Genomic DNA, 14,067 nt, shown 5'->3' with positions numbered 1-14,067 from the left:
TTTCGATACAGGCTAGCTTAGTTTCTACTGAATATGCTTTTTTGACCATAATAAAACACTCCTGTTTCTAGTTTACCAGATTTCAACAGGAGTGTTTTCTTGTGTCTCATTTTATGGGTGCAGTGCCATCATCAATTTTTTTAAGAATTTTAAAAAAATTGAGTAGATGGATTCAGAACCCTTGTTTCATAAGGATTTTTAAGACTTAGAAAAAATGAAATTTTTAGAAAAATCTAATAAAAAAGCTAGGAGGAACAATTCGTTTTGAATTTGTTCTGCCTAACCTCAAATTTTTTATTACTTCTAACTCAGCTCAATAATATCGTAAAAGTCTCATCAAGCATTGAATAGCTTTATTGACCTTCTTCTTGGTAGATCATCTGGCGAATATTGGCTAGATCGATCATATCTAAATCATATTTTAAATAATAGACAGGAATCCGCTGGGTAAGGCTAATCGGATTGTTGGTCACGATCAAATCGTAATCTGAAGCTGGATCAAAAGCTTCAATGGTAATAAAACGATTGTACTCTAGGTAGCGCTTGAGGACTTCTGTCATCCGTGTATAGCCTAAATAGCCCACTGTTAAGTCTAAGCCGATCTTAATTTGTCTCCCACTATTTTCTGCGATATAATCCATTAACTGGAGCCACTCCCACTTGATTTTTTTATCCAGAGCTGTTCCTTGGCAAAAGATCGGAAGTTTGCTGAAGATAGTATCTGCTACTTCTCTATAATCATGACTACTAAAGACATAAGGATTGTGGCTTTCAAGTTGGTACTTATACTTGTCTTGAAGAAGGTAGCCTGTAAAAAGATAAACCTGCCCACAAATTTGGCTCAATTCATAGGTCACTGGACCCTCTATATACTCTCCTAAAAGCTTCTGCGTTTTCATCTCTTGAATGAGCTGCGTAGTCAAAGCCCCAATCTCTCCCCCAAAGCCTAAGATGTACTCCATAGTATGAAGCGGGAGGATCCGATGGGTAACAAGGAAAGCAAAGTGGACCAACATCTCTCCATCATCATGACTAAGGGCAATGTGTCTCCCAGAAAAGAGCTGGTCTACTCGACGAAACAAGCGTTGGTAAAAAATGTTGTCTGTATAGCCCTTCATCTTCTGTTCAATTTCTCGGAACTGACAGGCATTGACCTTTAGTCGTTGCTGGGTAATGTGAGACCAGAGAACAAAATCCAAGCGTTGGCCTTGAGACAACTGGGCACCACACACCTCCTCTAAGGTTGCAATTTCAGTTTGTCTTTCTTTCCTGTTCAGTTCTTGTTTCCAGTCTGCACTAGCCCAAACTTTTCGTAACAAGCCAAAATAAAAATAACGAATTTTATGTTCAGGTCCTTTCAAGCGCCCATTTTGAATTGAAAATGAAAACTCAGTTAATAATTTATTCAAGCCCGAAATATGACGCCCTAATGTCGCTTCACTAATCAAGAGCTCCTGAGCTAATTGTTGAGCTTGAAATTGGCCATGATAAAGTAAATAGATCAATAGTTGGTACTTGATAGCATTGTCCAAAAAAGCCCGCCGAATGTCCCGCCCCTTGGTATCCGAACCTACAAGAAGGCGAAGATTTTCATCTTCTACCTCAATGAAAAGGGCCAGCTGATTCTTTTGGGCCTTGTCATTAATCAGTGCAAGATATTTGTTCAAGGTTGCTTTGGAAAATTCCGTCTCAGCCATCACTTCTGACAGACTACTTGGGGAATGCTGTTGCAGATGTGACAAGATTAAAAACTGTCCACCCTCACTTTTTTCCATTAAATCAGCTAAATGCATTTTCAGAAAACCCTTCCATTATTCTATCTTTAGAGTACCATAATTTGCCCAAAAGAAAAAACAATCTGTTTCTATCCTCATTATAATAAACAAAAAGAGCCCTAAGGCTCTTTTAACTAGTAGTTCAAATGCTTATCAAGATCTGCTCTGATCTAAGCGATTTAAGAATTCCATGGTTGGGCTGTCCTGGTAAAGTTCTTTGAGAGGGATCTTATAATAGGCAGAAATTTCGTCCGAAGTCACACCGTAACGAATCAGGAGATTATAAATACGATTTAAATCATGACGTAATTCCTCCGTGATGAGGACATTATCTCTTGTTTCTTTTGTTTTCCAAGAATAAGATGGCAGAACTTCTTTGGTTTCTATTAAGATAGTTTGTAATAAGGTTCCCCCATGACTATTCTTCTGAGAGATATCTGCCCCAAGTTCCAACATTTTCTCGAAAACCTTGAAAGACTGGTCCGCCTTTTCCTTAGACGAATGCATTTCATATTGGCCTTTCCAACGTTTGATCATGCGCCTGCAGTCAAATACAGCTCTTCCACCGGCTGTTTGGATGACCGGTTGACAAAATGGATTCAGCTCTGTCGGCTCTTCAATAAAGTTAAGATCTGCCCCTCTATCAATGAGTAAGTCTGCAATATCTAGATGTCCCGATTTGATAGCGACTTGAAGAAGGGATTGCCCTTGATCTCTTTTGGGTTTGTCACCCGAAACAGCATTGACTTCTTCTGGATTTTTATCCAATATCTGACGGACGGCCTCTAGATCTCCTCTTCGCAACAACTGAAAAGTTTTTTGCATGGTCTTTCCCCCTTGAATGATTGATAAGGATCAGACTGTGTTAATACGATGATCCTATCTCTAAGTTCTTCGTTAAACTAATTATATCATTTTACAGACTCCTCTATGAAGTACTATATGATGGAATACGTTATTAGCTAAAAAGTTTTATTTTATCATCTGATAAAAAAGAAAACCTCCCACCGAAATTAGATGAGAGGTACAACTCTATTTCTCTGATTTTCGAATAGCCACTAGCCAAGAGGATACTAGAATTTCGAAAATAACTAGAAGGATAATCTGAGGAAGAGAGCTCTGTACCAGCATGAGGACAGCTAGACTATCAATCAGCATATGGGCAAGGATACAAGGAACAGCTCCTTTCGAGTACTCCTTGAGCGCTCCAAATAGGAAAGTATTCCCTAAAATCATCAGGTAAAAGATGAGGTAGTTGGACGAACCTGCTGTAATCCAAGGGAGTTGATAGATAGGAATATGCCAGAGGAACCAGACAATGGAAAGAAGCATCATTTTAGGTATAAAGTGCTTACTAAAGGAAAGATGATCTTGTAAAAACCAACGCCAACCGACTTCTTCTAGACCGCCATATAATAAGGTCCAAGGGAAGTATAGGAAGAAGGCCAAGAGGGAGTTCCCAGTAAAGCGAACGTTCATAAGCAGGATGGAGATCCCATAATAGATGACGGGGATGAAGAAAGCTAGGATCCAAGATAGGGAACTTTCTTTTTGAAGAAAGACCTTTTTGAAAAATTCACCCAAGGAGTTGACTTCACTCAACACCAGAGAAAAGACAGCCGCCACAATCATGGGAATCAAGTTCATTAGGATAAACAGTAGTGAGGCACCCATACTACTTCCATCCGGGAAAAACCAAAGGATAACTTGCCCCACTATAAAAGTAGCAAGGAGGGCAGTCAGTGCATAACAGATAGCGACTGATTGTTTTGAAATAAATTTGCTCATTTTTCCTCCTTTACAGTTATATACTTCTTTCTTGCAATCATAATTGCTAAACAAATAATAAGAATTTTACTGACTAGAGATAGCCATACCTCTTCATTCACTATCATCTGAGACAAGGAATTGATACAGGCATGAGTCATGACACAGAGCCATAAATTTTTCGTTTTATGATACAAGGCCGATAAGATAAAGCAATTAGTTAGCAGACCTACTAGAAACGGAAGCAACTGAATGACAGCTAAAGAACCATCAATGTAAAAGTAAAAAAGATGCCAGCTAGACCAGGCTAAAAAGGTGATAAAAGTAGCTGAAAGATAAGGTATTCTTTCCTCCAAAGTTGGTTGAAAGAAATAACGCCAGCCAATTTCTTCAATCCCACCAAAAAGAAGGGCCTTGAAAAAGAGCACCACTGGCAAGACCAACGATTGAGTGGTAATCTTACCACCTAAGATAAAGGGGAAAAAGTCGAGTAGCAAGAAAACAAGCACCAAACAATAATTTGCTAAACTGTCTTTGACTTGAAAAAAATCTTTGAGAAGTTGTTTAAAACTAGATTGATGGTAACTAATGCTTGCAATACTGCCCCACAAAGCTGATGACAAACCACCTACAATAACAGCAATGCTCCCCATTGGTGATGTAAAATCAACCTTGACTCCTCCTACTCTTAAAAACCAAACCAGAAGGCTGACTCCTAATACTTGACCAAAGGTTCCTAACAAATACATAGATAGGGCTTGCTTTCTACTCATTCGTGATTCCTTTTCTATTCTTTCATCTAGTTCATGACTCTATTAGATTTGGAGCATCCTACTAATCCGCATCGACCCAAAGATGGTATTGTTCACAATGGAGACATCGAAAGAGATAGCCACACATAGAACCATCCTTGACTAAGTATTCAGCCACATCCTGAAATTCATCACGCTCCTCATATTCTTCCAAAACTCGCTCTGCAATGCCCATCTCTTCCAGTTCACGAGTGCCAACTGTCCCCATATAGGCACAGTAGTCTTGGCAACAGGAGAGCCAATATTCGCCCTGCCAGCTACTATAACCTGGAGTTTGACAGAAGAGGATCTGGTCTTTTTCCTTATTCATGACCCCTTGCCAATCAGCATCTTGGATAAACTCTGCTTCAAACTTTTGGGCAGCACGACCAGTAGAAATACAAGTTGGACAGAGATGTCTTAGCTCTTCTACACAATAAGGTCTCAAAGCATAATAGACGGTGTGGTCTTCCCCACACGAAGGGCAGGTCTTAGGCTCCCCTTCCTTAAAGGAACCCGTCGCTAGTGGATCCGGATGATAGCGGAAGGTTGGCAATTCACTGACTTTCTCCTTATGAGGCTTTTTTTCTTTTTCGGTCAAGGGACGAGAGAGAGCAAAGCGATCTCCATGACTTAGACTCATCTTTTCTAAGGTGAAAAGTTTCTTTACTTGCTTTCGATCAGACTTGTCTACTAACTCTGAGAAGAGAGCATAGGCACTGGCATACAAGCCCAACTCCTGATACACATCCACCAAGACCTGCTTAGCTTCTGGAGTTTCCTGTACGGTCAGCCAATCTGCAAATTCATAGAGAGCCAGCACGCTGGATGAATCCTTATCTTGCGCTTGGAACTGCTTTTTTAAGTAGATATATTCTTTCATAGAATCGTTCATAGAATTGCTCACTTTCGTTTTTACAGAGAATCAAATCCTAGTTTTGTTTCCTTCAGGTGATTGTATTCTAGCGTTGAAAATGTACTTTAAACCCATACTTACCAGCATTTTGCTTGAGTTTTTCAACCAACAGTTCATTCCGCTTGCTTTTACCGAAAAAGAAGGGAATGGTCTTTCCATTTCTGAGTTCGATATAGAAAGCATAGCGACTCCCACCACCAGCGCGACCACGGAGCAATAAGTAGGTTATCTGCTTCATCTCTTTCAATGGGATCATACGACGGCAGAAACACAAAGGCACATGAATGTAGAAGATGCCATGGTTAATATGGAAGGGCGCAAAGAAGGGACCACCACTACGTCGGCTAGCCAACCAGCGACGAACGAATAACGTAATGCTGAAGAAGCCAATAAAACCAACACTTAACAATACTGGTCCTGATCCCAAATTTGCCATTCCATTTCTCCCTCCATAAATTCTAAATACACAGTAAAATTGTTGACTTGGCCTTAATCAGTATGCTTTTTAGTCTTGGTTAATAAGATGATGATACCCACTAAGAGAAGAATTCCAAATCCGAAAGCAACTAGTTCTAAATCTTTTAATCCTTCAATAAAGGGTAGGACATACATACTTGATTCTACTAATAGAAAACCGATAAGAATAAGGGCTAGAGCAAAGAAGCTCCGTTTTTTATTCATCTTTAGCTCCTTTCCTTAGCTGGAATTCCATCAAACTTAACTAGCTTGAAATTCTATTTGGTTTCAACCCATTTTTCATTGTCCATGATAAAGGGCTTAGCCAGACCTTCACCCGTGTAATCTTGGTATTTGGTCTCCAAGTATTTGTAGACATCTTCTTTGGTTGCAAACTTAATGGCTTGGTAGGGCTCTTCAAAGGTTAGCTTTTCGACAAAGAGATAGCCGTCCTTAGCAGGCACCAAGACACCGACGTGCCCGACAAAAAGCGTGTTGCCATCTAGGTTATCATGAACGATGACAGAAAGCATGCGCGCATTTTCATTGAACTTGAAATTGGCAAAATACTCTTCCATCTTCTTGGCATGGACCTTGACATCTGTTGTCGCCTCAGTCGGAACCCGTGAATAGAGAATGTTAAAGGCTTCCTTGTCTGCCTCATCGAAGACCTTGCCTTTGTCAATAGCATCATTATCCACGAACAAGAGTTCACTATCCGCTTTCATCTTAGGAATCTCGATACGATTCTTTAGCAAGGTATAGCTATTGATCCGGCAGTTGGTCCCGACGAAATCGCCCTTCTGCTTGGTCCACAAGTCACTAATTTTTTCTACATTGTAGTCTGTTTTCTTGAACTTGCTGAAGTTACCCGTCAAACCGACCGAGCCGACAATGCTATCATAGTCCGTTACTAGACCCAGAAACTTGTCTACACTTTCCTGATCCAAATAAGCAGACAAGAGAGCCCGCACTTCTTCGACGCTTTCCTTGCTATTAAGGTTGCTGTAAGTTCCCTTGTAGTGCTCCTTGTCTGAAATGGACTGCTGAACAGTAGAGCTCTCCTGCTTTTCCTTGGATTGCTTTTGATTGGTCCCACAAGCCGCTAAAGCAAAGATCGCCAAAGCACAGCTAGTAAGGAGCATGAATTTTTTAAATGGTTTCATAAACTGGTTCCTTTTCTATATACTAAGATGTTTTGTAACATTGAATCGTGTTTTGTAACATCATTCATTTCTTCTTCCTATCGAATCTCCTTATCCTATATTATAGTTTAAAACTGACTTAGCTCCAACTATTTTTCACGAATTAAGGAAACTTTATAAGTAGCAAAAAAGAGCTGGCAGACTATCCAGCTCTTCAATATGTTACAAAAATCAAAATTAAAATTATTGTTTAATTCGACCAATCTATTTTGGCATGTTCTATTGCGTACTCGGCTTCCTCTTGAGTAAATTTTTTGTTTTCAACAAGTACTTCTAACATCTTTTCTTTCGAAATCTTGGTACCGTTTGCATAAGATTCCGCTTCTTTCATAGCGTCCTCCTTCCAATCGAAATTAACATGTTCTACAGCATAATCAGCCTCTTCTTGAGTAAATAGTTCAACATTTATAAGTTGCTCAACTAATTTTTCTTTTGAATAATGAAACTCTTGATAATATTTTGCTCTTAAAAGTGCTTGCTCTTTCCAGTCAATATTAAGCTTATTGATAGCGTACTGGGTAGCATCCTCTGAATATCTTCCAAACCTTGTTAAATCTTGTTCAATTTTCTGTTTCGATAAATGAGATTTTTCTGACAAAAAGAGAGCTTTTACATATGCATCTGTATATTCATTTGATTTTTTATAATCATAATACTTCGTACTAGAACTTGAAGTAGAGTATTTTTCATAATCATAATACTTGGTACTAGAACTTGAAGTAGAGTATTTTTCAACTGGATAAGTTACTCTTGATCCTGAACGTGAACTTTTCCATTCATTATAACTTCTTTGATAACTATATACCATAATAGCTATCCATCCTACGAACAATCCAAACATCGCAAAAATAAATATCAAAAATTTTTTCATAATGAATACCTTTACTTGTTTTTCTTCAATGGAATCTTTCATCCGTCTGGAACTGCTTTCATTAGTATTATATCATGAAATATTGTTCATTTTTATTTACTAGTGTAAAAGTCTCTATGGCTAGTAAATAAAAAAGTGACTGCATTTCAACTGCAATCACTCATTCAATTGTGTGTTAAAAAACAAAGTATTATAAAAGATTATTTAATCTTATGTTTGTTCATCTTTTCTTCAAAGATGGCTGTCATAATCTTGCGGAGCTCTTCCCCTTCTTTTTCAGGAAGGTCGCCTTGACGTTTCGCCACTGCATAGAGTTCAGGGTATTGCTTGGCTACACGCTCAACTGTCTTGGTCGTCGCATGCCCTCTGACAAAGAAAGGAATGCGTTTGATCCATTCTTGCGGTACAAGAGCAAGCAACTTCTTCGCTGCTTCTTTATCAGAAATCTCAGCTGTACTCAATCCCTGGTTGATTTGTTCTTGTTCTTTTTCTGTGAAATCTTTTAATTCCATAGTAAACTCCTATTTTGTTTATCTAAGGACACATTATACACCTATGGAGGGGAATGTACAACTAAAAGATTTCGGAAAATAGCACACAAATGCGTCCATTAGAAATAGTTTTATACGTTTAGCTCTTCTCTATAAATAACAAAGCCATTTGGCTGAATGATCATTCGACCATCGGAAATGCTTCCAAGACTCATCAGATTTGCCTGTCCTCTTTCTAAGACAACGTCTTTCTTCGACTGGTTAAAGTAGGCTTTGAGCATGTTACCTTCATGCTGCCATTCTACTGCTACTACATCTAGTTCTACTTCTTCCAGACTCACTTTACCATACTGAATCATGCCTGCTACTTCTTTTCGGAGCTGGATCAATTCCTTCATAAAGTTGAGCATGTCATTGTCCGCTGACACGCGCTCCCATGGCATGACACGGCGGCAATCTGGGTCTGGGCCGCCGATGAGAGCTAGCTCTGTTCCATAATAGATACAGGGCGTACCCCGTTGCAGATAAAGGAAGGCGAGAGCAGACTTGACAGACTGAAGATCGCCTTTGGCCGTCGTCAGGATGCGCTCTGTATCATGCGAGTCCAAGAGGTTAAACATAACCTCAGAGATTTGTTGCCTATAGTACATGGACTGGCTATTGATCTCCCAAATGAAGCGTTGCGTCTCCTTATGCCCCCGCAGGAAATAATCCTTGATACTTTCAGAGAGGGGATAGTTCATCACCGCATGGAACTCATCGCCCTTGAGCCAAGGTTGGGACGAATGCCAGATTTCCCCTAGGATATAGAGATCCGGCTTCTTGGCCAAGACCGCCTTACGGAAATCCCGCCAGAATTGATGGTCGATCTCATTGGCCACATCCAGTCGCCAAGCATCAATATCAAACTCTTCAATCCAGTAAGTCGCCACCTTCAAGAGATAGGCCTTCACCTCAGGATTAGCCGTATTGAGCTTAGGCATAAAGCCCGCAAAGGCAAAAGCGTGGTAAGACAAGTCGCGACTATTCCACAGATTTTCTGAGGAGACAGGGAACTCTTTGATATGGAACCAGTCCTTGTAAATCGAATCCTCCCCGTATTTGACCACATCCTGCCATTGGGGTGAATCATAACCAATATGGTTAAAGACAGCATCCAGCATAATCTTCATCCCACGAGCATGGGCCTCTTTCACTAACTGGCGGAAGGTCTCCTTATCACCAAAATGTTGATCAATTTCAAAATAGTCAATGGTATCATATTTGTGGTTGCTCGGCGATTCAAAAATCGGGCAAAGATAGAGACCTGTAATTCCTAACTCCTGCAAATAATCTAAATGATCAATAATGCCTTGCAAATCTCCACCAAAGAAATCCAATACTTGAGGGGAAATAGAGGCATCCCAAGGACGAACACCTTCTGGTGAAATGGCTGGATTCCCATTGGCAAATCGCTCAGGAAAGATCTGGTACCAAACCGTCTGCGCCACCCAGTCCGGTACAGCACACCCATCAATCTCATGGATAAAAGGAAGCTTAAAACCGTTCATGACAAAGTCCAGGTTCTCCTTGTTGTAGGCTGCTACACCTCGGTCTCCATACAAAATCTTCTCTCCCGCTGTGTCCTCTAATTCAAAGAGGTACTGGATCCGGGCATGGCGGACAGATACCGGCACTTGCCAATAATCAAAGAGGTCGTCTGTCGTCACCTTGTCCATTTCCTTAGTTGCCTCATAAAGATCCTCTATAAAAATAAAGGGATCCCCATAGTGCAAGACAATTCGTTTGATATCTTCTTTCTTGGTCCGGATGCGAATGTGGAGCTGGCCGTCCTTATAAAGATAGGCGTACTCCGATTCAGGCCGGTGATAAATCGCTGTTAATTCCATCTGTCTCTTCTCCTACGATACTCTCTTTTCATCATTTACCGTTTTATGCAAACGATTCCATAAACTATTTCTAGTATACAACTTTATGAAAAGGTTTGCAAGATGCTGAGAGATCATTTTAGATTACTAACTTTTTAAGATTGTAATGCAACACAAAAAGCCCAGCAATTAGGCTTTCTCATTATCAAAATCACTGATACTTATTCCTTACTTGTATGTCGCTTCCCAAGACTGAGCGCTTGCTCTTCTGACATCTGAACCACCTTAGAAAAATTGGTATTACGAGGCATACTGTCCAAAGAATACCAATAAACCTCAGCACTTCCATTTCTAGCCACATAAACTACTGGAGCCAGTTGACGAGTTGGTTGTGAAGGCTCTACAGGTTGAACGGGCTGTGCAGGCACTGCTGGCTGACTAGATTGAGGGGCTTGACTTGGTTGCGTCTCTACAGAAGGACTGGCAGGTTGTGGTTGACTACTTGGTTCCGTCGGCACTAAGGATGGTTTGGCGGTTCCTTTCAGATAGTCAATGGTCGCATTCTTGGAATAATTATCCAAGGTAACGGTGGTGATCCCATAAGCATCTACCGACTCTTTGGAGCTACTTAAATTGATTGGTAGAAGGTTGCCATCTCGATCAATTCCTACATATTGCAAGGTCACCTGCCGAGGAATCAATTCATCCCCCGTATAGACAGGCGTCACCTTATAATCCAGCCAATAATTGGGGTGGGTGGCCAGCCAGCTATCGAGCCTTTTCTCGTAGTAAAGCATGCCTTCCACATTGCTATCTGCTGTCCCTTTATAATTCCCCGTATTGGTCCAGGCAGTTAGAGGAACCAGATTTTTCCCTTCATTAGTAAGTCCACTGGCCTTCTTCCCTTTGTTTCCATAAGCAATCTTATAATTGTGCCAGCCAACCGGATTATAGTTGAGACGTGGTTCTCTTTTTTTCTTTGGCTCATCCTTGTCCTGCAACTGAATATGAGCTGAGGTCGCACGACCTAAATGATCAAAATCTCCCAGTACGAGCTGCTTACTGCCATTAAAAGGCAGTAGATGAAGACTCTGGTAATCGAGTCCAGTTTGCTCAGCTTGAGCCACTTGAACAATGGCCATGGACATAAAAACCGAGACCATCGCAACAATAACATTTTTCAAAAACCGTTTTGTAACCATGATTGAAACTCCCACATTTCTATCTAGTGATATTATAGCAGAAAAAACGGTTACAGACATAGAAGATAGATAATTTCTTCTCCTATTTCAATTATATGTTTTTAATGAGTTTATTCTCACTTTAATATTCTTTAGTATATAAAATACGGACTATTATTTAAATACATAAAATAATACACAGCTTTCCTAAATCAACTTATATTCATACCACTCTTCATCTACTTTCTGAAATCCCAAAGCCAAAAACATTCTTTGACTTTGAGTATTAAAAGGATAAATTTGAGCAGTTACCTTAACCATTTTTTTCTCTTTGGCCAACTGTATCATTTCAGAAATACATCGTTTTCCAATCTGTAAATTCTGATACTCTTTGCTGATCACTATAGAAAGCTCTGAATTATCATGAAGTGTCACATCTCCAACTAACACTCCCTCATATTGAACATAATAGCAAGAGCCGTGTGAAGTTAGGTAATCATACATTTTATGAAGTTTTGTTACATCGTAAATCTGATCAGTATTATCCACTTGTTTGCAAACCTCACTATCTTGATACCAAAGAAGGGAGATGGCATCATTCCTATAATAAGGTATAAGCACTATCTGATCGTCTACTATTCTATTCATACTTACTCATTTCGTATTTCTATTTAGAGGTTTCTTCCGATACTTCAATATTCCCCATCAACCAATTGGACATCTTTTTGCCTTTGTCTTTATAAGGGTTGGGGGGAAACAAGGTAAATGGGGGAATGCTGGCATCCGGGAAGAATAGTTCTACGCTTATCGTTCGTTCGCGATTATGATCGACGTAGGCTGTAAAATAGATATGGTAATGTCCACTCACATCACCACCATTATCATACTCACCTCTAGCAGTATTTGGTAAGAGCGTCACAGATTCTATGTCCTGCTTTTCCTGAGCTAAGTGTGCGATGATCTCACTCTTAATAGCAGCCTCATGATTTCTGACGAAATTCCCATCATCACTATATCCAGGATGCTCACTAAGAGAATAGAAAATAATAACCATCAGAAAGGGGAGGGAAATTAAAAAAATGATTAGCTTATTTGATTTTAACATGGGGGTCCTCATTCTACTTATAAAAAATCTTGACCCAATCCTGCTTTGCACTGAGTATACGAGCAACATACACTGTATGCTTCTCAATATAATAAAATGCGAGATAGTTCTCTATTGGCATATAACGATAGGGTTTCCCATCATTCGTCATCTCACCATAGCCCCGGCTTGATACCAGAGGACAGGCTTCTGGAAACAGTTCTAGGGTCTCAAGAGCACTTAATAGCAAATCAACTTTGCCATCTGCAGCTTGCTGGCTATAAAAATTCACAAGAATATAGTCGTGAATGCCACGCAAGTCCTGCTTAGCCTGATCTGCAAGAAAGACCTGATAGCGTTTCAACTTAGTCAAGACCAAATTCCTTTCTCACATCGGCTACAGAAGTGACTTTCCCTTGAGCAATTTCCTGGTGCCCAACTAAAATCTCCTTCTTCAAATCCTCAAAGGCCACTTGATACTGCGTGTTCTGCAAATCACTTGAAACAAATTCTCTTGGATCCACAGTCCCGTTAGCAATTTTTCGAAGTGCTGCATTTAGGACATCTGACACAGAAATTTTTTCATCAGCAAGTACCTCTTTTGTTTTCTGGTAAAACATCTCATCTGCTCGAAAATTCACTGCTTTCGTGTTTGCCATTTCTACCTCTCCTTTGTACATACAATTTGTATATACATTCTACCATACGAAAGAGAAGGGATTCAAGTGAAAAATGGATTCTTCTTTCACTAAATCTAATTAAGAGATACCGTTAGTTAATCTATATTCTTTCTCTCGTGTCATCTGATACCTCTTAGAATCAACAATTTAAGTAGATTCCACATCTTAACTTAACAACTCCAAGTAATTGTAGTCAATTATATTAGATATATTTTATTAATTTCTTTATAGTAAATTCCTATTTCTCTAGCCAAAAGAACGCTTGGTTTAACATCTCTTTTGCTTGTCCAATGATACACGGTCCATGAGAAATAATAATATTCTTAGGATCCCATTTTTTTATTTTGTGATAACTCCTCAAAGCTTGTTTTTTACCAAAAAAGAAACTCATTCTTAAATCTCTTGGTGTTTTACCATTTGGATAGTGATTATCACCTATTTTAAAAAGTAGCTTTTCAAAAAGCGATAAATTCTCAGCTTCTATATTTTCAATAAGATCCGTTAAAATTAGAGTTGAACTTTCAGTATGGAAAAAAACAACCTCTTTCACATAAAAACTTCCCTCAAATATCGTAAAAAGAATTTCTTCGTTCCAATTGGCTTTCTCTAGTTCATGACCATAATATAAATTCATTCCCGATTTTCTGGCACGCTTTTGAACACCACTAGCTAGCCATACTTCTGCTTCCGGAAATAGTTCGTGCCACTCATTTATATAACTATAATGTAAGACATTGGGTGCAATAAGGTGTTTTACCTCACCTAATTGCTTGATTTCAAAAAGTAAATTATCACTAGGATTAATCGGCGAATGCACCCAAAGACCACCATTCTGCAGACGGATAACTGTCATTCTAGTTGAAAAAGGCACTTTGAAGAGTTTGAAATTCATCAGTACTTCTTCCCCATCTACAATCCAGAGGTTATCTGCTATCTTTTTTAAGGAATTGAGAGGGCTATATTTTTTGACTTCCATGAGACT

General features: G+C 39.5%; 17 protein-coding genes. All 17 read right to left on the bottom strand.

The genetic code is table 11. The annotated features are described in order from the left end of the window. Window positions 1-353: 353 nt before the first annotated feature. The 17 genes from QM873_RS04765 to QM873_RS04685 all read right to left on the bottom strand — a co-directional run bounded on the left by QM873_RS04765 (window position 354) and on the right by QM873_RS04685 (window position 14,061). Window positions 354-1,793 (bottom strand): helix-turn-helix domain-containing protein, encoded by a 1,440-nt coding sequence (locus QM873_RS04765; protein WP_195327082.1) that lies wholly within the window; start codon window positions 1,791-1,793, stop codon window positions 354-356. A 135-nt stretch (window positions 1,794-1,928) separates the two neighbouring features. Then, window positions 1,929-2,600, bottom strand: a complete 672-nt coding sequence (locus QM873_RS04760; protein ID WP_195327081.1) for an ankyrin repeat domain-containing protein — start codon at window positions 2,598-2,600, stop codon at window positions 1,929-1,931. A 207-nt stretch (window positions 2,601-2,807) separates the two neighbouring features. Further along, window positions 2,808-3,563, bottom strand: coding sequence for a CPBP family intramembrane glutamic endopeptidase (locus QM873_RS04755; protein ID WP_195327080.1), 756 nt, complete (start codon window positions 3,561-3,563; stop codon window positions 2,808-2,810). Further along, on the bottom strand, window positions 3,560-4,315 hold the full coding sequence (locus QM873_RS04750) for a CPBP family intramembrane glutamic endopeptidase (protein WP_195323851.1): 756 nt from the start codon (window positions 4,313-4,315) through the stop codon (window positions 3,560-3,562). Before QM873_RS04750 ends, QM873_RS04755 begins: the two co-directional genes overlap by 4 nt. A gap of 61 nt (window positions 4,316-4,376) precedes the next feature. Further along, complete coding sequence (locus QM873_RS04745; protein ID WP_195213807.1) at window positions 4,377-5,228, bottom strand: CbrC family protein; 852 nt, start codon at window positions 5,226-5,228, stop codon at window positions 4,377-4,379. Window positions 5,229-5,295: 67 nt separating this feature from the next. Continuing rightward, window positions 5,296-5,685: a hypothetical protein gene (locus QM873_RS04740; protein ID WP_195213806.1), complete on the bottom strand. Its 390-nt coding sequence runs from the start codon at window positions 5,683-5,685 to the stop codon at window positions 5,296-5,298. A 53-nt stretch (window positions 5,686-5,738) separates the two neighbouring features. Then, window positions 5,739-5,930 carry a hypothetical protein gene (locus QM873_RS04735; protein ID WP_195213805.1) on the bottom strand — a complete coding sequence of 64 codons (192 nt, stop codon included), beginning with the start codon at window positions 5,928-5,930 and terminating at the stop codon, window positions 5,739-5,741. Between the two features lie 53 nt (window positions 5,931-5,983). Continuing rightward, window positions 5,984-6,871 carry a DUF4300 family protein gene (locus tag QM873_RS04730; RefSeq protein WP_195213804.1) on the bottom strand — a complete coding sequence of 296 codons (888 nt, stop codon included), beginning with the start codon at window positions 6,869-6,871 and terminating at the stop codon, window positions 5,984-5,986. Window positions 6,872-7,100: 229 nt separating this feature from the next. Then, window positions 7,101-7,823, bottom strand: coding sequence for an Ltp family lipoprotein (locus QM873_RS04725; protein WP_229046111.1), 723 nt, complete (start codon window positions 7,821-7,823; stop codon window positions 7,101-7,103). 158 nt (window positions 7,824-7,981) lie between these two features. Next, the gene (locus tag QM873_RS04720; protein ID WP_049506087.1) at window positions 7,982-8,293 is read right to left on the bottom strand and encodes a hypothetical protein; all 312 of its coding nucleotides are present in this window, start codon (window positions 8,291-8,293) and stop codon (window positions 7,982-7,984) included. Between the two features lie 110 nt (window positions 8,294-8,403). Further along, window positions 8,404-10,161 (bottom strand): glycoside hydrolase family 13 protein, encoded by a 1,758-nt coding sequence (locus QM873_RS04715; RefSeq protein WP_414278907.1) that lies wholly within the window; start codon window positions 10,159-10,161, stop codon window positions 8,404-8,406. A gap of 200 nt (window positions 10,162-10,361) precedes the next feature. Then, window positions 10,362-11,342, bottom strand: a complete 981-nt coding sequence (locus QM873_RS04710; RefSeq protein WP_414278906.1) for a DNA/RNA non-specific endonuclease — start codon at window positions 11,340-11,342, stop codon at window positions 10,362-10,364. Window positions 11,343-11,528: 186 nt separating this feature from the next. Next, on the bottom strand, window positions 11,529-11,969 hold the full coding sequence (locus QM873_RS04705; RefSeq protein WP_414278905.1) for a GNAT family N-acetyltransferase: 441 nt from the start codon (window positions 11,967-11,969) through the stop codon (window positions 11,529-11,531). Between the two features lie 19 nt (window positions 11,970-11,988). After that, window positions 11,989-12,426, bottom strand: a complete 438-nt coding sequence (locus QM873_RS04700) for a hypothetical protein (protein WP_414278904.1) — start codon at window positions 12,424-12,426, stop codon at window positions 11,989-11,991. 13 nt (window positions 12,427-12,439) lie between these two features. Beyond that, on the bottom strand, window positions 12,440-12,778 hold the full coding sequence (locus tag QM873_RS04695) for a type II toxin-antitoxin system RelE/ParE family toxin (protein ID WP_070594508.1): 339 nt from the start codon (window positions 12,776-12,778) through the stop codon (window positions 12,440-12,442). Continuing rightward, the gene (relB, locus tag QM873_RS04690; RefSeq protein ID WP_049474732.1) at window positions 12,771-13,064 is read right to left on the bottom strand and encodes a type II toxin-antitoxin system RelB/ParD family antitoxin; all 294 of its coding nucleotides are present in this window, start codon (window positions 13,062-13,064) and stop codon (window positions 12,771-12,773) included. The genes QM873_RS04695 and relB overlap by 8 nt, the downstream gene beginning before the upstream one ends. Before the next feature lie 259 nt (window positions 13,065-13,323). Beyond that, window positions 13,324-14,061 carry a DUF4336 domain-containing protein gene (locus tag QM873_RS04685; protein ID WP_070674153.1) on the bottom strand — a complete coding sequence of 246 codons (738 nt, stop codon included), beginning with the start codon at window positions 14,059-14,061 and terminating at the stop codon, window positions 13,324-13,326. Window positions 14,062-14,067 lie beyond the last annotated feature (6 nt).

The sequence above is a fragment of the Streptococcus australis genome (assembly GCF_047463015.1).
GTDB lineage: Bacteria > Bacillota > Bacilli > Lactobacillales > Streptococcaceae > Streptococcus > Streptococcus australis_F.
The sequence above is the reverse complement of the archived record's forward strand: the minus strand, read 5'-3'. Positions and strand labels throughout refer to the sequence as shown.